The organism is Acinetobacter sp. AS167, from assembly GCF_037152175.1.
Lineage (GTDB): Bacteria > Pseudomonadota > Gammaproteobacteria > Pseudomonadales > Moraxellaceae > Acinetobacter.
This window is the reverse complement of sequence record NZ_JBBCMP010000007.1, coordinates 189,047-209,091: the sequence shown is the minus strand read 5'-3', so window position 1 is coordinate 209,091 and position 20,045 is coordinate 189,047. Positions and strand designations below refer to the sequence as shown.

At 38.4% G+C, this 20,045-nt stretch carries 20 protein-coding genes and 1 riboswitch; of the genes, 11 read left to right on the top strand and 9 right to left on the bottom strand.

Annotated features, from left to right (window positions below):
- The first annotated feature begins 423 nt into the window (after positions 1-423).
- From WFN33_RS13580 to WFN33_RS13555, 6 genes are all read left to right on the top strand, one after another.
- A complete protein-coding gene (locus WFN33_RS13580) occupies positions 424-1,377 on the top strand; it encodes an MlaA family lipoprotein (RefSeq protein WP_336953599.1) in 954 nt (317 codons plus the stop codon).
- 123 nt (positions 1,378-1,500) lie between these two features.
- Positions 1,501-2,469 carry an RsbU family protein phosphatase GigA gene (gene gigA, locus WFN33_RS13575; protein WP_004725998.1) on the top strand — a complete coding sequence of 323 codons (969 nt, stop codon included), beginning with the start codon at positions 1,501-1,503 and terminating at the stop codon, positions 2,467-2,469.
- Between the two features lie 113 nt (positions 2,470-2,582).
- The gene (gene gigB, locus WFN33_RS13570) at positions 2,583-3,107 is read left to right on the top strand and encodes an anti-anti-sigma factor GigB (protein WP_016539397.1); all 525 of its coding nucleotides are present in this window, start codon (positions 2,583-2,585) and stop codon (positions 3,105-3,107) included.
- Positions 3,108-3,139: 32 nt separating this feature from the next.
- Positions 3,140-3,964 carry a carbon-nitrogen hydrolase family protein gene (locus tag WFN33_RS13565; RefSeq protein ID WP_336953598.1) on the top strand — a complete coding sequence of 275 codons (825 nt, stop codon included), beginning with the start codon at positions 3,140-3,142 and terminating at the stop codon, positions 3,962-3,964.
- Between the two features lie 87 nt (positions 3,965-4,051).
- Entirely contained in the window at positions 4,052-4,489 is a 438-nt protein-coding gene (locus WFN33_RS13560; RefSeq protein WP_336953597.1) for a MarR family winged helix-turn-helix transcriptional regulator, read from the top strand.
- An 89-nt stretch (positions 4,490-4,578) separates the two neighbouring features.
- Positions 4,579-5,004: an organic hydroperoxide resistance protein gene (locus tag WFN33_RS13555; protein ID WP_336953596.1), complete on the top strand. Its 426-nt coding sequence runs from the start codon at positions 4,579-4,581 to the stop codon at positions 5,002-5,004.
- Positions 5,005-5,603: 599 nt separating this feature from the next.
- Here WFN33_RS13555 and gspE read toward each other — a convergent pair.
- The gene (gene gspE, locus WFN33_RS13550; RefSeq protein WP_336953595.1) at positions 5,604-7,091 is read right to left on the bottom strand and encodes a type II secretion system ATPase GspE; all 1,488 of its coding nucleotides are present in this window, start codon (positions 7,089-7,091) and stop codon (positions 5,604-5,606) included.
- Positions 7,092-7,202: 111 nt separating this feature from the next.
- On the opposite strand from gspE, the gene WFN33_RS13545 reads away from it, so the two are divergent.
- The 4 genes from WFN33_RS13545 to WFN33_RS13530 all read left to right on the top strand — a co-directional run bounded on the left by WFN33_RS13545 (position 7,203) and on the right by WFN33_RS13530 (position 10,262).
- Positions 7,203-8,024: a hypothetical protein gene (locus WFN33_RS13545; RefSeq protein ID WP_004725984.1), complete on the top strand. Its 822-nt coding sequence runs from the start codon at positions 7,203-7,205 to the stop codon at positions 8,022-8,024.
- A 14-nt stretch (positions 8,025-8,038) separates the two neighbouring features.
- Entirely contained in the window at positions 8,039-8,974 is a 936-nt protein-coding gene (locus WFN33_RS13540) for a mechanosensitive ion channel family protein (RefSeq protein WP_336953594.1), read from the top strand.
- 143 nt (positions 8,975-9,117) lie between these two features.
- Entirely contained in the window at positions 9,118-9,558 is a 441-nt protein-coding gene (locus tag WFN33_RS13535; RefSeq protein ID WP_336953593.1) for a VOC family protein, read from the top strand.
- A gap of 83 nt (positions 9,559-9,641) precedes the next feature.
- Complete coding sequence (locus tag WFN33_RS13530) at positions 9,642-10,262, top strand: rhomboid family intramembrane serine protease (RefSeq protein WP_336953592.1); 621 nt, start codon at positions 9,642-9,644, stop codon at positions 10,260-10,262.
- 183 nt (positions 10,263-10,445) lie between these two features.
- Here the strand turns inward: WFN33_RS13530 and ygiD are convergent, their stop codons facing one another.
- The 8 genes from ygiD to WFN33_RS13490 all read right to left on the bottom strand — a co-directional run bounded on the left by ygiD (position 10,446) and on the right by WFN33_RS13490 (position 17,760).
- Positions 10,446-11,312, bottom strand: a complete 867-nt coding sequence (gene ygiD / locus WFN33_RS13525) for a 4,5-DOPA dioxygenase extradiol (protein ID WP_035371919.1) — start codon at positions 11,310-11,312, stop codon at positions 10,446-10,448.
- Between the two features lie 306 nt (positions 11,313-11,618).
- On the bottom strand, positions 11,619-12,104 hold the full coding sequence (locus tag WFN33_RS13520; RefSeq protein WP_056512359.1) for a DUF934 domain-containing protein: 486 nt from the start codon (positions 12,102-12,104) through the stop codon (positions 11,619-11,621).
- Positions 12,097-13,740, bottom strand: a complete 1,644-nt coding sequence (locus WFN33_RS13515) for a nitrite/sulfite reductase (RefSeq protein WP_336953591.1) — start codon at positions 13,738-13,740, stop codon at positions 12,097-12,099. The genes WFN33_RS13520 and WFN33_RS13515 overlap by 8 nt, the downstream gene beginning before the upstream one ends.
- 341 nt (positions 13,741-14,081) lie before the next feature.
- Positions 14,082-14,270 (bottom strand): hypothetical protein, encoded by a 189-nt coding sequence (locus tag WFN33_RS13510; protein WP_336953590.1) that lies wholly within the window; start codon positions 14,268-14,270, stop codon positions 14,082-14,084.
- A gap of 199 nt (positions 14,271-14,469) precedes the next feature.
- Complete coding sequence (locus WFN33_RS13505) at positions 14,470-15,003, bottom strand: DUF1543 domain-containing protein (RefSeq protein ID WP_336953589.1); 534 nt, start codon at positions 15,001-15,003, stop codon at positions 14,470-14,472.
- 9 nt (positions 15,004-15,012) lie between these two features.
- The gene (locus tag WFN33_RS13500; RefSeq protein ID WP_336953588.1) at positions 15,013-15,732 is read right to left on the bottom strand and encodes a CPBP family intramembrane glutamic endopeptidase; all 720 of its coding nucleotides are present in this window, start codon (positions 15,730-15,732) and stop codon (positions 15,013-15,015) included.
- A 152-nt stretch (positions 15,733-15,884) separates the two neighbouring features.
- Positions 15,885-17,126 (bottom strand): tryptophan synthase subunit beta, encoded by a 1,242-nt coding sequence (gene trpB, locus WFN33_RS13495; protein ID WP_004725964.1) that lies wholly within the window; start codon positions 17,124-17,126, stop codon positions 15,885-15,887.
- On the bottom strand, positions 17,110-17,760 hold the full coding sequence (locus WFN33_RS13490) for a phosphoribosylanthranilate isomerase (protein WP_336953587.1): 651 nt from the start codon (positions 17,758-17,760) through the stop codon (positions 17,110-17,112). The genes trpB and WFN33_RS13490 overlap by 17 nt, the downstream gene beginning before the upstream one ends.
- A 142-nt stretch (positions 17,761-17,902) precedes the next feature.
- Positions 17,903-18,109: riboswitch (cobalamin riboswitch) on the top strand.
- Between the two features lie 36 nt (positions 18,110-18,145).
- On the opposite strand from WFN33_RS13490, the gene WFN33_RS13485 reads away from it, so the two are divergent.
- On the top strand, positions 18,146-20,005 hold the full coding sequence (locus WFN33_RS13485) for a TonB-dependent receptor plug domain-containing protein (RefSeq protein WP_336953586.1): 1,860 nt from the start codon (positions 18,146-18,148) through the stop codon (positions 20,003-20,005).
- Positions 20,006-20,045: the final 40 nt, after the last annotated feature.

Below are 20,045 nucleotides of genomic sequence, written 5' to 3'. Positions count from 1 at the left end.
CTTAATGATCTTCTCAATGCTTCGTCAGCATCAAGCTAGGTCGGCTATACTACTCTCTATCTCTAAAAAGTCAATCTATAATGTTAATTATTTTTTCTAACAAACCCAACTTTAATCTCATCTTAAAATCTCAATTCGAAATCTTAACAACTTAATCAAGTGCCTGATTTATCAGAAGTTTTATTTAACATCACCGCCGATGGATGTGCATTCTACAGCATTAACAACTCAACACAACCCCTTTTTTTAATTATTTTAATTGTTCGAACAAATAATGTTCGTTTATCATATTTATTCACACTTTTTAATCAAATTTGCTTTAATACATATGCAATAACTACTGTTAGAATACGATTATGAAGTCTTTAATATAGCTATATCATTATCGACTACTTTTACTTTAAGAATATTTCAAGGAATTCTATGCGTCCTTATCATGTACTTTGGGCTTGTTTACTTAGCATTGGTCTGACTAGCCATGTATTTGCTCAAGACGAATTATCTGCTCAAGAGAATTCGGACAATGCTGTTTCTACAAACTCTGATTCAGATGATAAGTCGTCTCAAGAGAATTCTTCGGTACTAGAAAACGAAGCAGCTTCTAAACACCCAAGGATTGAAGCCCTTAGAGAGCTTAAAAACATCACAAAAAATGACTTAAAAGTGAATGCCAATGCAGCTCAACCAGATGCTGTAAAAGATCCACTACAACCATTGAACCGTGAAATTTATGCGTTTAATGACATGATCGACCGTAATGTTGCTCGACCTATTGCTGTTCAGTACAAAGCAAAAGTGCCTGGTGATGTACGTTCTTCATATAGTTTATTTCGTAAAAACTTAAGTGAACCATGGAATGCAGTCAACCAACTTGCTCAAGGGCGTTTTAGTCGTGCAGCCAAGTCTCTAGGTCGTTTTACCATTAACACCGTCAGCTCTTTAGGTTTAGCTGATCCTGCAACTCGCTTAGGTTTAGCAACTGAAGAAGAAAGCTTAGGTACCACATTAGGTTACTACGGTATTCCAAGTGGTCCTTATGTCATGCTGCCTATCTTAGGGCCAAGCACACTTCGTCACTCAGTTGATTATGTTGCTGAAGGTTATGCCAATCCGCTTACCTATCCAATGGATAACAACCATCAAACGGGTTTAATCTGGGGTAACCGTGCATTAGGTGGGATTAATACTCGTTCTAAACTTCTAGATGTGGAAAGTGTATTGCAAGGTGATCGTTACTCAGCAATTCGCGATATCTATTTACAACGTTTAGCATTCCAAATCGCTGAGAAAAAAGGCCGTGGACAGGAAGCTGTGGCGTTTGTAGATGATGACGAGGATGATAGCAATAGCCCTGCTGATACAAACGCAGACAAATAACCACAATATTTTGTTAAACTTATTTGCTAGTAATTCATATGGTTTTACTAGCATTGTGGTGTCATCTATAGTAAATCTACTGGATAATGCTTTTATACCGATTAAGGATCATTCATTTCTTCTATGTATTTCATTCAACCCAGTCGCCAAATTTCAAGCTTAGAACAAGTATTAGATACGCTTCCTAGCTTGCAGATGATTACCATTGAAGACATTCATCGTTATGATCCAACAATTATTGCAATTGCAGACGTCCACGATTTTTTACAGTACCAATGGGCTTTGCCTACCATTGTGATTGCGCAAGAAAATGAAGGAAGCGAACTTTCCCAAGCATGGGAGCTTGGCGCCCTTGCGGGTTGGATCTGGACCAAGCTTCCCGCAAATCTTGAAGATTCTTTATTAAAAATTGATGCGCAATATAAACGTAATCAAGATAGCCGTGATTTACCTTCTGCCGCAGAACTACAAAAAAAACTTCTTCCAAATCCAATTGAACTACAAAACTATAAAGTTGAGACGCTTTTCCAGCCTTCTGCGTATTTGTCTGGTGACTGGTATGATTACTGGAAAATCAGTGATAAAGAAATCATGTTCTATTTGGCCGATGTATCGGGTCATGGGGTAACCAGCTCTTTACTGACATCTTGGATGGCTGCCTTTCATGGTCGCTCGAAAACACCAAGAGAATTGATTAAAAAACTCAATGGTATGCTGGTTCAAGAAAATATTGAAAAACATATCACAATGTTGGCTGGAATTCTAAATCTAGAAACACATGCTTTAAAATGGTCAAGTGCTGGGCATTACCCTCCCCCCATTATTTTTGAACCCAACCAAGCCCCTCGTGTTTTGAATACCAGCAGTTTTCCTTTAGGACTCACCGAAGACTTAGAGGTTGAAGAGTTTCAATGTACCTTAACTAAGCATGCGCGGTTTATTATTTGTTCTGATGGTGCTCTTGAACCATTCTCGGGTGGTTTGAATGAACAGTTCTCACAATTGGTCTATCATTTGCAAAATCAATCATTCCGTGCACCAGAACATGTAGCAGACGACATAGCAATCCTCAGTCTCCGCAGAATGAATTAACAATATAATCAAACATATATAACAAATTAGACTAATAACCTATACGCAAACGCTTGAGTATAGACTTGCGCTATGTGATAATTTTCCTATCCTTCTCTGCAAATGGCATTTATATGTCAACAGGTCATGTTGAATATGCAAGCTTGAATGGAACGCATATTTTCAAACTTATTGGTGAAGTGCGAGCCCAATCTTGTATTAGTTTAGACAAACTTTTGGCAAGGATTGAACAACAAAAAAACGTCATTGGCGCAATTGTTGATTTAACCCAAACCACATTTATTGATAGTACAGTTCTTGGAATACTTGCCAAGCTTGGCTTAAAGTTGAAACAAGTACACCACATCCAAGCGGTGATGCTGTCCACAAATCCAGATATTACCACTCTAGCCAATAGCATGGGCTTAGGGCAGGTTTTTGTCATTTTAAATTACTGTGGTGACCCTCAAGTGTGCACCAATGCTTTGATTGACGATAATGTTAATCACAGCACAATGCTGTGTACCGTTCTCGATGCACATAAAACTTTAATGAAGCTCAATGAAAACAATCAAAATATGTTCGAGCCATTAGTTAAACAACTTGAAAAGCAGCAAGATACAATGGAATGTGTATCTTCAAACCAGCAAAACGCTTAATCATCTCAAGATTGCTTTATCAGGGATAGCCCATGACTTTACTTTCCGTTGTTCAAATGAACTCTCAAAATGACATCGAAGCAAACTTCAGTGTGATTGAGTCGTTGATACAACAAAGTAAAGCTGATGGCGCTTCTTTGATTGTGTTTCCTGAAAATTTTGTCTGCTTTGCCGCAGGTAAACAACGGGAAACTGCTGCACGTTTTGAAGAAATTCAAAAGCGTTTAGAAAACTTAGCACATCATTATCAAATATGGATTGTTGCAGGGACTTTACCTTGCCCTTTCCGTCCAGATGGTTCAATTATTGCTGATGGTCGAGTTCGTACTGTCAGCCTATGTATCAGTCCAGAAGGCACTGAAGCACGTTATGACAAAATTCACTTGTTTGATGTACACGTGGGTGACGCTGTTGGCGGGTATCAAGAATCTCAGTTTTTTGAACCAGGCAGCGATGTTGTTGTCGCGAAAACACCTTTTGGACAAATCGGTTTGATGGTTTGCTACGACTTACGCTTTCCAGAACTTGCACTCACCTTGAGAGCGCAAGGTGCAAATATTTTGACTGCACCAGCTGCATTTACCTATACCACAGGCCAAATGCATTGGCAGTTATTACTTCAAGCACGTGCGATGGACAGTCAATGTCATGTTTTAGGTGCAGCACAACAAGGTTGGCATGGTGAAAAACGTCAAACCTGGGGACATGCTGGCGCAACTAATAGTCGTGGACAAATTTTAGCGATCACAGATGCAGAAGGTGCGCAATTGATGACAGTTCCTTTTAATTTGAATGAGCAACGCTCAATTCGTGAATCAATGCCTTTAATGCAACATCGCAAATTGATGTCATTCTAAGTCCGTATTGCCATTAATGACTTTTATTTCCTGAACAAGACAAAACAACGTTATACTTGTGAGGCGTAATATCTTCACGAGACAAGCATGCAACAAGACTATTCAAACTTAAATCTTGATCATCAACTCTGCTTTCTTGTTTACTCTACAAACTTAGCATTAAATCAACTTTATCGTAAATTACTCACACCACTAGGACTGACCTATCCACAGTATTTAGTTATGTTAGTGCTTTGGGAAAAAGATGGTCTAACTGTGTCTGAAATCGGTGAAAAACTCTTTTTAGAATCATCTACGCTTACCCCCTTACTCAAAAAATTACAAAGTAATGGTATTGTTAACCGCGAACGTTCTACGAAAGATGAACGTCAAGTGATTATCAGCCTCACTGCTGAAGGTCATGCACTAAAATTAAAAGCCGTGGATATTCCATTAAAAGTTGCTCAAGCCAGTGCTTGTGATTTAGACAGCATTACTCAATTGAAAGATCTTCTTTCAAATTTACGCGAAAATATTTCAAACTAAAGTTATCAAATTTTACACAAACGCTACTTGTTTAAATAATTATATCGTATACGATATAGTTGAACACAATCAAAAATGGAAGATTTCCGATGTCTTTAGAAAAAGTGGTTTATACAGCACATGCAAAAGCAACTGGCGGTCGTGATGGTCGTGCAACATCATCAGACGGAATTTTAGATGTTAAATTAGCAGTGCCTAAAGAAATGGGCGGGGTTGGTGGTGGTACCAATCCTGAACAACTTTTTGCAGCAGGTTATTCTGCTTGCTTCCTTGGTGCGATGAAGTTCGTTGCAAATCGTGATCATTTAAAAATTACCCCAGATGTTTATATCGAAGGTGATGTTGGTATTGGTCCAATTACTACTGGTTTTGGTATTCAAGTGACTTTAAATATTCATTTAGAAGGTTTAGAGCAAGAAGAAGCACAGAAATTAGTAGATGCTGCACATATCGTTTGTCCATATTCAAATGCGACTCGTGGCAATATTGATGTGACATTGAATGTGATTGTTTAATGCTATGATAAAACCTACCTAGAAGTATAAATTTATTTTTAGGTAGGGGTAATGCTTACTTTTATTTTTCTGGTTGGTTTTTTATGGACTGGGTAGAACTAAAAGATAAAATATATTATTGCGATGATACTCTAAGAGACCTTTATATATTCGATACTAATATTAAAGACCTAAAAAATGGACTGTCTTTGTAAATGAAAATTATACAATCAAATGGCTTAACCAGCAGACACAAAAGAATGAGAGCCAAATTAATTTTGAAGTCCTTCAAGAATGTTTAAATGACGCTCATAATCTATGTTCACATGCTAATCTCTATTTAGACAAAACTCAGATAAATAATCATTTTTTCTTAGTCGAAAAATTGAAAATGATATTAATCCAAATGATATTAATTCACTACAAGACCATGAAAAAATCATCAACCACATGATTTGTATTTCGAATTTAATAAATAAGCAGATTATTTTAACACCTGAGAACGAACCAGAAACTATACTTATAAAAGTAACTAAAGGCTCTATAGAATTTATAGCTAAATTATAAAGCCTAAAGCATACTCTGAGAAAATTTTAAAAAGATAGATAAATAATTTTCAATTATTCAGCCGCTTCATTGGTAACACGTAAAACCTCTTCCATTGTGGTTTTACCCGCTAATACTTTACGTAAACCATCATCTCGAATTGAACCTGCATCTTTACGTGCATATTCTTCAAGCTCATATTCTGCTGCATTACCATGAATCAAACGGCGCATCTGCTCATCAATCGGCACAATTTCATAAATCGCAGTACGTCCTGTAAAGCCCATATGGGAACAAAAATCACAACCATTCGGTACAGGTAGTTTTAAATTCGATTCTAAACTCACAGGTTTAAACACATCTTTTTCAAAGTCATCTGCTTCACGCCATGTATGACAATGAGAACACAATGTCCGAACTAAACGCTGGGCAATCACCCCAATCAATGAACTGGATAATAAGAAGGGTTCAATGCCCATATCTTTTAAACGGGTCACAGCACCAATTGCAGTATTGGTATGTAGCGTAGACAAAACTAAGTGACCTGTTAAAGAGGCTTGAACTGCGATTTCAGCCGTTTCCAAATCACGGATCTCCCCCACCATCACCACATCTGGATCTTGACGAAGCATGGCTTTTAACGCACGGGCAAAGGTCATATCCACTTTGGTATTCACTTGAGTCTGCCCAATCCCTTCAAGTTGATACTCAATCGGATCTTCAGCAGTGAGGATATTTTTAGAACCATCATTCAAATCAGAAAGCGCGGCATACAAAGTCGTCGTTTTACCCGACCCTGTAGGGCCAGTGACTAGAATAATGCCATGTGGACGATGAACCAATTGGGTTAAACGCTCATAGTCAGGCTTCATTAAACCCAAATGGGTCATGTTGAGTCGACCCGCTTGTTTATCCAACAAACGCATAACGACACGTTCACCATGCGACGATGGCAAGGTCGAAACACGGACATCCACCTCACGTCCTGCAAGACGTAAAGAAATACGACCATCTTGTGGAATACGTTTTTCTGCAATATCGAGTTTTGCCATAACTTTAATACGCGATACCAACAATGGCGCAAGTTCACGACGAGGCTGTACGATTTCACGCAATTGCCCATCTACCCTTAAGCGAACAGATAATTTCTTTTCAAAGGCTTCAATATGAATATCTGAAGCCCCGACTCGAATCGCTTCAGACAATAAAGCATTGATGAGTCGCACAATTGGTGCATCATCTTCCTGATCCATCAAATCTTCAGTTTCAGGAATCTGATCGGCCAGACTCAATAGATCAGGGTGATCTTCAAGACCAGCGGCAACCTGTTGTGATTCGCCCGTTTCACCTGCATAGCTTGAACTGAGCATGTGATTAAACTCAGTTTCATTACATAATTGATGTTGTGCTGTACGACCGAGATAGCGGCGGGCTTCCTGAATCGCAATTTGTGCGGTATCCTGACGGCGAACAATAAAAACTTGATCACCTTCATAACGCAACAGCACTCCATGCCGTTTTGCAAAACTATATGGTATTTGTAATTGTTTGAGAACTTGCATTACAACTTATATTAATGATTTAAATTGCTTTGAGTGTACTCTATGCTCATGACAGCGTGAAGTCTGTTTGTTAAAGATTTGATGATGATTTTATGAATGGGATAAACACTTTTGTCTAAGAAGAAAGAACATCTGGAACCAGAACTCCCTGATTTAAAGTGGTGGGGAGAACAACTGTTTGAATTGAACCAATCCAAAGCATGGCAATTTGGTTCTATGATGATGCGCATTACTCGTGGTCTGCAAGAATGGCGCTTGGAATATTATCGTCCAAAATTCCAATATGACTATGAACAGCAATGGCATAAAATCCATGATGTAAATTTTGGTTTTCCTGAACCTGTACATGTTGAACGCTATATGTTTCGCGAGACCCATAAAGCGTTTCAACTCATGCCCCGTTTAGCTGATCGCTCTGTAGTGATTCGTCCTGTCGATCCAATTTATATTCCAGCAGGCCAACGCGGTACACTCTACATCAGTACACCCCTGTGGATTTCAGGTTTTGTGCAAGCCCAAAAAGAACCCTTATTTGATATTCCCGTAATTTTACCTAAGGATACATGGTTTGGCCCTGATCACCGCACAGGTGAAATGTGTTATGCCACCTCAGTCGATGGTCGTACCGAATTAAATTTATTACGTCCACGTGCCTTTCGTGCAGTAACACCGATTGATTTCCACAATGTCAGTAGTCATCAGCTTCGATTTGACCGTATGAATGTGCCTGTTCCTGCGCTACCTTTATTTTATAGTGAAAGCACAGGACGTTTATGGACATCACAAATCAAGGTCGTGTATGAAGGCAATGACCGCCCTGCCCGTGTAAGAATTGAAAATCGTACACCACCTTTGGCCGGCGAAGTGATTTATGTACATCCGCCACGCTCACCAGGTGGCGCTTTGTTCAATATGTTTGATTCATTTTTCTAAGGGATGAGGTAAAAATGGCTGAATCCAATATTCCCAAAGACATTGCCAATAGCCTAAAAGGCATCTTTACCAATGTAAATGTCGACCGCTTAAGTGAAATTGCTGTTGCTCTGATCCTCTGCTTTGTTGGTTTTGTACTGGCACGTGTTATTTCCAATACCTTTATCCGCACCATAGGTGCACGCTTTAATGCACATCAACGTTTGGTTTGGCGTAGAGGTATTTTTTATTTTATTTTCTTACTGTTTGTGATCGCCAGCTTAAAAGAAGCGGGCTTTAAACTCAGCGTATTTTTAGGTGCAGCAGGGATTTTAACTGTTGCATTGGGTTTTGCCTCACAAACTTCAGCATCGAATTTAATCAGTGGTTTATTTTTAATTGGCGAAGGTTCATTTGAAGTTGGTGATACAATTCAAATCACCCTGATTCGTGGACATACCATTGAAGGTGAAGTGATTTCCATTGACTTACTTTCCGTGAAGCTTTTGACCATGGATAATGTCTATGTGCGCCTCCCCAATGAGCAATTGATTCGCGCCCCTGTACATAATCTATCAAAATTCCCGATACGGCGATTGTCGATTACAGTTGCAATTAACTTTAATGAGAACATCAATAAAGTTCGTGAAGTTTTAATTGATGTTGCCAACGATTACCCGTTGGTTTTAGCAGATCCAAAACCACGTGTGACTGTTTCTGCCTTTGGAGAATCCTCCATTGAAATTTTATTTGCACTGTGGTGTATGCAAGCAAACTATCTACAAGTCAAAGATGAAATTCATGAGTTAATCCGTAATCGTTTTGTGGAAAATCAGATTGAAATCCCTGTACCAAAAATTGGCTTTGTAGATCGTCCAAATCCAAATGAAGTTCTTCAAAATGAAGATATTGACGGTTATGCCAATAAACAGGAATTAAAATTAGAGCAACAACAAGATAAACAACTTTAAGCAGACAAAAGCGATAATCTAGAAAATAAGAGTCCCTCATTTATGATTGAGGGATTCTTATTTTCAATTACAAAATATTCATCAAGTTTTAAACCATGAGCTGATAAATTAATCACTTCAAAACAACAAAATGGACAATCACAATGCAACTCAATCACTATTTAAACTTTGAAGGCCAGACTGAAGCCGCTTTTAATTTTTATAAATCTGTTTTTGGTGGTGAATTTTCATTTTTAAAACGTTATTCCGAACTACCCGATGTCCAAGTGCCAGACCAAGAAAAAAACTATATTTTACATGTTTCTTTACCGATTAATGAGTTTACCGTGTTGATGGGTTCAGACACCAGCAAACAGTTTTGCGCGCCTAATACTGCGGCTTTCAGCAAAGGCACCAACCATTATATTTCGATCAACTTAGAAGCTCATGAAGCGGATGAAGCACAGCGATTATTTACAGCACTCTCTGCCAATGGGCATATTGAAATGGCACTAGAACCTACATTTTGGGGTGCTTTATATGGTGCTTTCACCGATCAGTTTGGTATTCGCTGGATGGTAAACTGTCAACTGAGTGAAGGATAATGAACTGAATATTGCGATAGCCTATTGATTGACAATGATATAGGTTATATTGCTGTTACGATAACAACGTCATTTATAACAATATGATCACTGGTCTTACCCATACCCTTCTGATTATTTTAATCACACTTGCGATTTCTTTTATTGCTTGGCAACAACGCAATGTAATGAATCGTTTGATTTTCAATGTTTCAGCGATTAAGCATGGTCAATATGATCGCTTTTTAACCCATGGTTTTATCCATAAAGATGGTATGCATTTATTTTTCAATATGTTTACCTTGTACTTCTTTGGACGAAATGTTGAATGGTTTTTCCGTGATTACTTAAGTGGTATGGGCTTTGTCTTATTTTATTGCAGCGCCATCATCATTGCTGCGATTCCCAGCTATTTACATAATCGAACCCTAAATTCCTACCGAAGTTTAGGGGCTTCAGGTGCCGTTAATGCAGTATTATTTAGTGCGATTCTGTTTAACCCTTGGGGCATGCTTTATATCTATATTTTACCTGTGCCCGCGATTATTTTTGGGACGATTTATTTATGCTATAGCCTGTATGCAATCCGTTCAGGACATTCGCCATTAATCGATCACCGCGCGCATATTACCGGTGCAATCTATGGTTTCTTATTTCCTTTACTGTTAGAACCATCATTAGCTACAGCATTTTTCTATAAGTTTATTAATTCGCCTTTATTCTAAATTTCATATGGATTCAGTGATATCTAAACTGCTCTGTAAGGAAGTAAGACCTCAATATTTGAAAATTGCACAATGATCTTAAAAGCGTTCTATCTTGAGAGAATAAATACGACTAACACAATTTCACCAATACTATAAAAGTTGAATTCTTAAACCCAACTTTTATATTCTTAACATTTAAAATTAATGTTGATCAAGTCGAAATGAGGTCATGGTTAATGAACCAGCGACGGCTTGATCATTAAAAATATGTAACTCATCTTTCTCTTCCTGTAAGCCTAAGGCATATAACATCGGATAATAGTGATCAGGTGTGGGGATCGACAATAAAAACTCAGCACCTTGCTTTTGCCAGTCAATTAAAGCTTGATGGTTATGCGTGGCTAAGAAATTTTTCATCTTTGCATCAGCTTCTAAAGCCCAATCATAACCATAATGATCATCAAATTTATCAAAGGCAATTTTGCTTAGGTTATGTACGAGATTACCACTGGCAACAATCAATACTCCTTTACGACGTAACTGCGCTAATTGTTTAGCCAAATCATAATGATATTGGGCACCTTGACTATAGTCGACACTCAATTGAACAACAGGAATATTGGCTTGTGGGAATACATGACATAACACGCCCCATGTTCCGTGATCTAATCCCCAACTATGATCATGATGAATTTCTATACTGTGAATTGCTTCAGTTGTTGCCTCAACCAAAGCTTTATTTCCAGTAGCAGGATATTGCACATCAAACAAAGCTTGAGGAAAACGACCAAAATCATGAATGGTTTTCGGTTGTTGCATTGCAGTGACGGCAGTACCACCTTGGGTAAGCCAATGTGCGGAAATACATAAAATTGCTGTGGGCTGTACGTCCATTTCTGCACCAATGCTGTTCCAAGTACGGGTAAAATCATTGGTTTGAATCGCATTCATGGGTGAACCATGTCCCAAAAATAGTACAGGCATGACTTCAGTATTGGGTAAAGTTGCGTTCCAGCCTTTGAGTAGCGATAAGTCACCCATTGTTTGATTTAACATTTCATCCACCATGAATCATCTTTGTTTAATTATCTGCTGTTCATTGTTGTAGATATATAGACTTTTCCAGCCTACAACATTGCAAAAATGCAACGATGAAATTTTTATCAATAGTTTTAATCAGAGAAAGGTTTTACTAACAGATGATCTTATGTTGAATCAATATTGATTTGGGCACGATACAGATAAAGCCGAATACCAATTTATATCGTTCATATCATATTCATAATAAGCAATGGCTACACCAGCTTTAACTTGAGAACAATAAAAAGCCGAACTTTCGTTCGGCTTTCATTTCAAAATCAGTACTTAATACAATCAAGCACCTGTTTGATAATGTGCTTTTGGTACAGCTGTAGAGGCTTGGTAAGGATGAGTAAAATCACCTAAACCTGCTGCTGCCTCATGGATATCTTTACCTTCTTTCACAACAAAAGTATCGAAACCAGAACGCTTCATATAGTTCAAAACATCTTTAAACACATCGCCTGTTGCCCGAAGATCGCCTGTATAGCCTTGGCGACGTAACAACGCAGCAAATGAATAACCACGACCATCATTAAAACCGGCGAAATCAATAAAGATCGCATCTAACTGATCTAATGGAAACGCATTGGTTTCAGGTGAAGCATCTACGGTAAGAAATAGTGCTTTTTTCCCCGTCACATTCGCAAGCTGATCCAGCTGCTCAACGGTCAACAACACATCACCTTGTGGCAATACTCCATCTTCAGCAATGATTTGATAGGTATTGTCTGCAACAGTGCCATCTTTAGAGAGGACTTGAAGTGCGGTATTAAGCATATGCGCGCTCCTTAAAAGGTTGAATACCCACTCGGCGATAAGTTTCAATAAATTCTTCACCTTCGTTACGAAGATCAAGATAAGTATTTAAAATTTCATCAATAATGTCAGGTACAGATTCTGCTGCAAATGATGGTCCTAAAATATCACCAATTGAAGCGTCATGGTCTGCATTTCCACCCAAGGTAATTTGATAGAATTCAGCGCCTTTTTTATCCACACCCAAAATCCCAATATTGCCGACATGGTGATGACCACAAGCATTCATACAACCTGAAATGTTTAAGTCGATATGACCTAAGTTATAGACTGTATCTAAGTCATCAAAACGACGTGTAATGGCTTCAGAAATTGGAATAGATTTCGCATTTGCCAATGAACAGAAGTCACCGCCTGGGCAACAAATGATATCGGTAATAAAACCAATATGTGCACGAGCAAGATTATTCTTTTCAAGCGTTTGCCACAATTCAAATAAATCTTTCTGAGGTACATCGACCAAGGAAATATTTTGTTCGTGTGTGGTCCGTAATTCACCAAATGTATATTTGTCTGCAAGATCTGCAATCAAATTCATTTCTTCAACAGTCATATCACCTGGTGCAATACCTGCACGTTTCAGTGAAATAGTGACAATACGGTAGCCTGCAACTTTGTGTGCATTAGTATTGATATTGAACCACTGTTTAAACTTTGGATATTCAGCAAATAAGCCACTGAAATCTTCATCTGCATAATTTTGATAATCAAACGGCATAAACTCTTCGTCTAATTTTTGCAAAATTTCAGGTTGAACTTTCAAGGTTTTAATTGTTTCAGCAAATTCAGCTTCAACTTTTTCAGCAAAAACTTGTGGTGTTAGTGCTTTAACCAAAATTTTAATACGGGCTTTATATTTATTGTCACGGCGACCATGCAAGTTATAAACACGAAGAACTGCTTCTAAATAAGCAATTAAATCTTCACGTGGCAACCACTCACGAATCATAGAACCTATGATAGGTGTACGACCTAGACCACCACCTACTTTGATTTTATAACCCAACTCACCCGCATCATTACGGGTTAAATACACCCCAATGTCATGGAATGAAGTTGCTGCACGATCAATTTCTTCAAGTGCAGAAACTGCAATTTTGAACTTACGTGGTAAAAATGCAAACTCAGGATGGAATGTAGACCACTGACGAATCAATTCACATGTTGGGCGTGGGTCTGCAATTTCCCCAGCAACGACACCAGCATATTGGTCAGTTGTGGTATTACGGATACAGTTTCCTGAAGTTTGGATCGCATGCATCTGAACAGAAGCTAAACCTTCTAACATATCAGGCACATTTTCTAGCGCAGGCCAGTTAAACTGAATGTTCTGACGTGTCGAAACGTGTGCATAACCACGATCATATTCTTTGGCAAGCTCTGAAACTTTACGCAATTGTTTAGAGTTCATTAAACCGTAAGGTACAGCAATACGTAGCATTGGCGCATAACGCTGTACGTATAAACCATTTTGTAATCGTAATGGACGATACTCATCTTCAGTGAGTTTTCCAGCTAAATAACGTTCCGTTTGATCACGGAATTGTGCAACACGTTCATTGATCAGTTGCTGATCGAAATCAGTATATAAATACATGGCGTACAGCTAGTAGTTTCATTATAACGATGCACAATATAACGAGTATTGATCTATCAAAGAAATGCTTTTTTTCCATATTTTATAGCGATTTTATTGATAAGCATTGTGCAAAGATCGAATTGGCAATGCTTTACGGGCAAAGCATACTTTTATTACGTTATGGATGTTTTTCTTCATTGCTTATCTTTATTTCAGATAATAAAAAGAGCATATCGAATATGCCCTCTCTTTAATCACAGCTGTCATCCCAATACTGAACTTGTTCAACCCTGTAGTTTATTGATCTTATACAGGATTGATTAAGATCAATGCCCAAAGCTGAATTTAGCGATTTTGAATTAATACTCTGGTTTCTGCTGCTCATCACTATTTTCTAATTTATCTTCGGCAATTTTTGCGACTTCATAACCTGCAAATGCGCCAGCTGCTTTTTCTAGCAAGCCAGCATCAGGATCTAACTTATCGACACTTTGCTCAGCAATCACTGCACCTGCAATTTTACCTAACTCGTCTAATAAACCACTCATTGATCATACTCCGCAGTGTTTTGTTTGAGTTTCAAGTCTATGCATACTTGCTGAAAACATTGCGAAGATTCTGTTGTTACACTGACTAGATTATGAGAGAGCAATGCAATGATTGATGTCAATTTTTTAAAATTAAGATCCGCTTAATCTTTTAAGGCTGCAATACAACGCCCTTTTAAGCAGATCAAACGATGACAATTCAGATGGTCAAATAGGTATTCTCCCAAACACTTTGGTCAAGCTCTGCATGAAAATCAGCATTCAAATCTACTTCAACCAATTGCACATAACGGCCATATACCTGATCTATCGCCAGACAATCATCTACCTCTAAAACTCGATCGGTATGTGGCTTTTGCCAATGCCCTGCAAAATACTGTTTACCCTTGGCTTTCGCTTCAATCGCATCTTGAGCAACAATCAGGATATAGCGGTGTAACTCACCAAACTCATTTGCATCATAGCCGCCTAAATTAATCAGCCAAAGCTTCTGATCTGATACATTCGGTTGCGCATCAGTAAAATGTATTTGATATTTTTTATTTTCAAACACTAAAGCCTGTAATTTTTGCCATGCGTCGATGTGTAAACCCTGTTGCTCACCAAACCACGCATTTTTTAATTGAGGATAAACCTCTTCAAGCGAATCGCCCACGGCAAGCACCACATCATGAACCTCAACATTGGCACGTGCATGACGGCCACCCAGCATAACAATAAATAAACTAGACATATTCAGTCACTAAGTTAATGTTTGAACAAGTTTTAATAATAAAATCCCACCCACAGATAATATGGCATTATTCAAAAAATGAATGAGTAATACATGCCAAATATTGCGTGTCCACAAATAGATCAGATTTAAAAATAAACCTGCACTCATAAAGCTGATTGTCGAGATTAAATTTCCATCAAAATTATAATAATGGATCAGACCAAATAATATAGAGTTCAATATAATCAGTATAATGCGCCATAACCACGCTTGGATAAATAACTTTTGCAATAAAGTATAGCGAAACACAATATCTTCTAAAAGCGCAGTAAATAGTGGACCCAAGCTAATGATCAACAGACTGAGAAAAGGAATATATTCAGGGTCAATCAGGTCTTTTTCTTGTGTACTCGACCCAAGGGGTAAAAGCTGACGTGTCAATGTGATTACTACTTGTAACACGATTGCACCAACCACCACCAAGACACTTGAGCGCCAAAAGGCCTGTTTATACTTTTGCCAATGTGTAAGCAACATATCCTTATATAAGTAGCACACTAAAATAAATAGCACGCCTCTTAAAATGGTATCACCCAGACTAACAGCTATCGAGATTCCAAAGATTTTTTCTAAAATAAAGCCATTTAAAATAATTAAAGGGATGATACAAATCGCAAATGTGTCTTTCCATCCCCAGACAATTTTTTCAGGAAAAGGTTCAGCTCGAACCCGTTGTAAAAAACGCATATAAAAAATTAACCGATTATTTTCATTAAATTTTGGGTAATTTAGCTCATGATTTCCATGTGCTTTTTGTAGAGTTTCCCCATGATCCTGTCTAGTCCAGAAATAAAAAAGCCTCTATAAAAGAGGCTTTTAAATTGATCGAGTAAGATGAATTACATCTCGACCATTTCAACACCATCAATACGTGCAACAGTCATTAAGTCTTTGTCACCACGACCCGATACCGTCGCAATAATAATTTGATCCTTCGACATTGTTGGCGCGAGTTTAGTCACATAAGCCATTGCATGTGAACTTTCCAATGCAGGAATAATCCCTTCAATATGAGTCAAATCACGGAAGCCTTGAAGAGCCTCTGTATCATTAATTGGCACATAATTCACACGATGCATGTCTTTTAAGAAACTATGTTCAGGACCCACACCAGGATAATCCAAGCCTGCTGAGATTGAATGTGTTTCAATAATCTGACCTTGCTCATCTGACATTAAATAAGTACGGTTGCCATGTAAAACACCAACATGGCCTGCATTTAATGGTGCTGAATGTTTACCTGTTTCAATGCCTAAACCTGCGGCTTCAACACCGTACATTTTGACGTCTTGATCATTTAAGAATGGATAGAACAAGCCCATTGCATTTGAACCACCGCCGACACATGCAACCAAAGCATCTGGTAAACGACCTGCTTGCTCTTGAATTTGTTTACGTGCTTCACGACCAATGATCGATTGGAAATCACGTACCAATTGCGGATATGGATGTGGACCTGCAACCGTACCAATCACATAGTAAGTCGAATCTACATTGGTTACCCAATCACGCATTGCTTCGTTCATGGCATCTTTTAATGTTTTAGAACCACTTTCTACAGGTACAACTGTTGCACCAAGTAAACGCATACGGTAGACATTCATGGCCTGACGTTTTACGTCTTCAGCCCCCATGAATACCACACACTCAAGACCTAAACGCGCGGCAATTGTTGCAGTCGCCACACCATGTTGACCTGCACCCGTTTCCGCAATAATACGTTTTTTGCCAGAAAGCTTCGCAAGTAGCGCCTGACCAATGGTGTTATTGACCTTATGTGAGCCTGTATGATTTAAGTCTTCACGTTTAAGATAAATTTGCGCACCACCCAACTCTTTCGACCATCGCTCAGCATAGTAAAGCGGACTAGGACGTCCGACATAATAAGCGAGATCACGGTCGAATTCTGCCAGAAACTGCGCATCATCTTTCATACGGAAATAGAGTTTCTCTAAATCCTCTAAAGCTGCCATTAAAGTTTCTGACACAAAACGTCCGCCATGGATACCGAAATGCCCGTTTTGATCTGGGAATTGGGTATAGTCAATCACACTATTTTGTTGATTACTTTGCTGATCCACGTTGGACTCCTTGCATAAATCGTTCTACGAGTTGTTGGTCTTTGATACCTTTTGCGGATTCTACGCCTCCGCTGACATCGACTGCATACGCTTGAGTCGTTTGTATAGCGTCTTCAATATTTTCAGGTTTTAAACCACCTGCCAAAATTAAAGCAATATCGAGTTTAGGGAATTGAGACCAGTCAAAACTGTGTCCAGTCCCTCCTTTCAGTTCAGGATGCCATGCATCTAAAAGCATAGCACTTGCGCCAGCCTGTTGGTATTGCTGAATTGTCGTAATAATATCTGAATTTTTTGCATCGGGTTTAATCTGAATCGCTTTATACCAACGACGCTTATTATACTGTGCGATCTGCTGACATTGTTGTGCGGTTTCATCACCATGAAACTGAATGATATCCAAAGGCACCTGCTCTAATACTTGTGCAATGTTTTGTGCGCTGGCATTGACAAATAATCCAACAATGTTGATATACGGTGGGATCAGTTGTGCCAATTGCTGAGCCAATTCAATCGTGACATAACGTGGACTAGGTTCATAAAACACAAAACCAATCGCATCTACACCTGCTTGTACAGCAGCTTGGATATCTTGGGGTCGTGTAATCCCACAAATTTTGGCACGGGTACGCATAGCTTTGAACTCGAATTTGTTCAGATCAAACTGATTTTTTCAGTATTTTAAGCAAATCATTGTAAAGCAAATTTATTCACTTGCGTTAAAGTTCAATAGGATTATCTGTTTTACATTGTTTATACACTAAACAAACTTTATACTGCACACAAATGCAACAAGTCTAGCTTAAGGCTTTGGGAAGTTGGTGAAAATCCAACACTGCCCCCGCAACGGTAAAATGAAAATATTATTCTTTATAAGTCAAAAGGCTTACACCACTGCAATGTTTTGTGGGAAGGTGGAATAATCTGAATCACGTTAGGTTCTATATTTAAGTCCGGATACCAACTTGTTGTGCCCTTAAACTCAATCATTCACGGGGAGTGAATGTATGGAGCATATCATGTCTGTTATTTTTAAACCTACTGCACTTGTAGGTACTGTCGCTATTGCGATGGGGTTATCTTCTACTGCTTTTGCAGATACTTCTTCAAATTCAGAAGCAAATTCGAAACTCGATACAATCGTTGTCACAGCATCTCGTACTGAGCAAAAAATCAGTGAAGTTCCTGCTCGAATCAATATTATTGAGCCGAAGATTCTTGAACAATCACCAATAGCATCTTTACCGCAACTGTTACAGAACGATGCTTCTATCAATATGGTACAAAGCGGTGGCTATGGACAAACAGCTGCTATTTTCTTACGTGGTACAAACTCTAACCATACTTTACTTTTAAGAGATGGCGTTCGCTTAAACTCAAATACTGCTGGTGCAGCATCTTTACCTTTTATTGATACGACAGATATTAAACAAATTGAAGTATTAAAAGGACCTGCTTCAGTTTTATATGGTGCCGATGCGATTGGTGGTGTAGTTCAGCTGATTTCCAAAACACCTGAAAAAACAGGCGCTTTTGTTACTGGTGAAATGGGTGAAAATAACACCTATAAGGCAGTGATTGGGGCTGATCTTGCTCAAGATGGTTTCTATGCCCAAGTTCGCGGACAACGCCTAGAAACTGATGGTACTCCTGTAACAGATGCAAAAAACAACAAGAAAGCAAGTTTTGATCAAAAGGGTTATAGTGCCAAAATAGGTGTTGAAAAAGAGCGCTATGCAGCCTCAGTCGATTATAGTGAAAATCAAGGCTATAGCGATTATGACAATTACGGTAATCTTGTTTCTCAAGATTTTAAAAACGAAATCATTAATGTAAAAGGTCGAGTCGATATTTTAGATAATGTCGCACTTCATGCCCGACTTTCGCAATTTAAAGACAATATTGAGCAAAATAGTTCTCCAGATTATGTACATAGTACAACCAAAGAAGCTGAGCTCTATACAAAATGGCAAATGACACCTGCTCAAAACATTTTATTCGGCTCAACCTTTAAAGATATTAAAGGTGATGTTTATTCGAAAAATCTGTTTGGCGGACAAGATGTTAAATACAAAGAATCTGTAGATACTATTGGCTATTTTGCACAGCATCAATATCAACACAATGGTCTAGAAACTCAAGTCGGTATTCGTGTAGAAGACAACGATAAGTTTGGTACACACACAGTGGGTCAAGGTGCTGTCCGTTATCAAGTTTTACCACTTACAAGCATCTATGCAAATGTGGGATCAGCTTTTCGTGCACCAACAACCAATGATTTATATGCAATTTCTTGGGGAGCAAATCCTGATTTAAAACCAGAAGAAAGCTTTTCTTATGAAATCGGTGTCGATCAAAAACTCAATCATAATATTGATTTAGGTTTATCTATCTATCGCAATAAAGTAGACAACCTGATTAGTTATCAGGCGGGTAAATTAGTTAACGTAAATAAAGCAAACTTTACTGGTGGTGAAGCTTCATTTAAATGGCAACAAGATAAACTCTTTTTAACTACAACTTATGCTTATGTTCAAGCAAAAGATGATGAAACTAAAAAAGATTTGACTCGCCGACCACGCCAAAGTTTAACTCTAACTACAGGTTGGGATGATGGCGTATATGGTATTTCTGCATCTGTCGTCGCAAAATCTAATTCAAAAGATTTTGCAGATTATCCATCGACCACACCAACCACAACGCCTGGTTATGTTAGTACTAATGTCAATGCTTACTGGCAAGCGACTCCAATGATTAAACTCTTTACCAATATTGAAAACATTGGTGATGTTAATTATAAGACAGCATATAACGGTAGTGGTGTTTACTATATCAACGGTGGTCGACTTGCATCTGCTGGGGTAACTTTCCGCTACTAAAAGCTACACCCAAAAAAATATCTAAAACAGCGCAGTTTAT

Excerpts from the sequence above, each read along its gene's own strand:
- WFN33_RS13580 (WP_336953599.1), top strand. The coding sequence starts at position 424 with ATGCGTCCTTATCATGTACTTTGGGCTTGTTTACTTAGCATTGGTCTG.
- gigA (WP_004725998.1), top strand. The coding sequence starts at position 1,501 with ATGTATTTCATTCAACCCAGTCGCCAAATTTCAAGCTTAGAACAAGTA.
- gigB (WP_016539397.1), top strand. The coding sequence starts at position 2,583 with ATGTCAACAGGTCATGTTGAATATGCAAGCTTGAATGGAACGCATATT.
- WFN33_RS13565 (WP_336953598.1), top strand. The coding sequence starts at position 3,140 with ATGACTTTACTTTCCGTTGTTCAAATGAACTCTCAAAATGACATCGAA.
- WFN33_RS13560 (WP_336953597.1), top strand. The coding sequence starts at position 4,052 with ATGCAACAAGACTATTCAAACTTAAATCTTGATCATCAACTCTGCTTT.
- WFN33_RS13555 (WP_336953596.1), top strand. The coding sequence starts at position 4,579 with ATGTCTTTAGAAAAAGTGGTTTATACAGCACATGCAAAAGCAACTGGC.
- gspE (WP_336953595.1), bottom strand. The coding sequence starts at position 7,091 with ATGCAAGTTCTCAAACAATTACAAATACCATATAGTTTTGCAAAACGG.
- WFN33_RS13540 (WP_336953594.1), top strand. The coding sequence starts at position 8,039 with ATGGCTGAATCCAATATTCCCAAAGACATTGCCAATAGCCTAAAAGGC.
- WFN33_RS13535 (WP_336953593.1), top strand. The coding sequence starts at position 9,118 with ATGCAACTCAATCACTATTTAAACTTTGAAGGCCAGACTGAAGCCGCT.
- WFN33_RS13530 (WP_336953592.1), top strand. The coding sequence starts at position 9,642 with ATGATCACTGGTCTTACCCATACCCTTCTGATTATTTTAATCACACTT.
- ygiD (WP_035371919.1), bottom strand. The coding sequence starts at position 11,312 with ATGGTGGATGAAATGTTAAATCAAACAATGGGTGACTTATCGCTACTC.
- WFN33_RS13520 (WP_056512359.1), bottom strand. The coding sequence starts at position 12,104 with ATGCTTAATACCGCACTTCAAGTCCTCTCTAAAGATGGCACTGTTGCA.
- WFN33_RS13515 (WP_336953591.1), bottom strand. The coding sequence starts at position 13,740 with ATGTATTTATATACTGATTTCGATCAGCAACTGATCAATGAACGTGTT.
- WFN33_RS13510 (WP_336953590.1), bottom strand. The coding sequence starts at position 14,270 with ATGAGTGGTTTATTAGACGAGTTAGGTAAAATTGCAGGTGCAGTGATT.
- WFN33_RS13505 (WP_336953589.1), bottom strand. The coding sequence starts at position 15,003 with ATGTCTAGTTTATTTATTGTTATGCTGGGTGGCCGTCATGCACGTGCC.
- WFN33_RS13500 (WP_336953588.1), bottom strand. The coding sequence starts at position 15,732 with ATGCGTTTTTTACAACGGGTTCGAGCTGAACCTTTTCCTGAAAAAATT.
- WFN33_RS13490 (WP_336953587.1), bottom strand. The coding sequence starts at position 17,760 with ATGCGTACCCGTGCCAAAATTTGTGGGATTACACGACCCCAAGATATC.
- WFN33_RS13485 (WP_336953586.1), top strand. The coding sequence starts at position 18,146 with ATGTCTGTTATTTTTAAACCTACTGCACTTGTAGGTACTGTCGCTATT.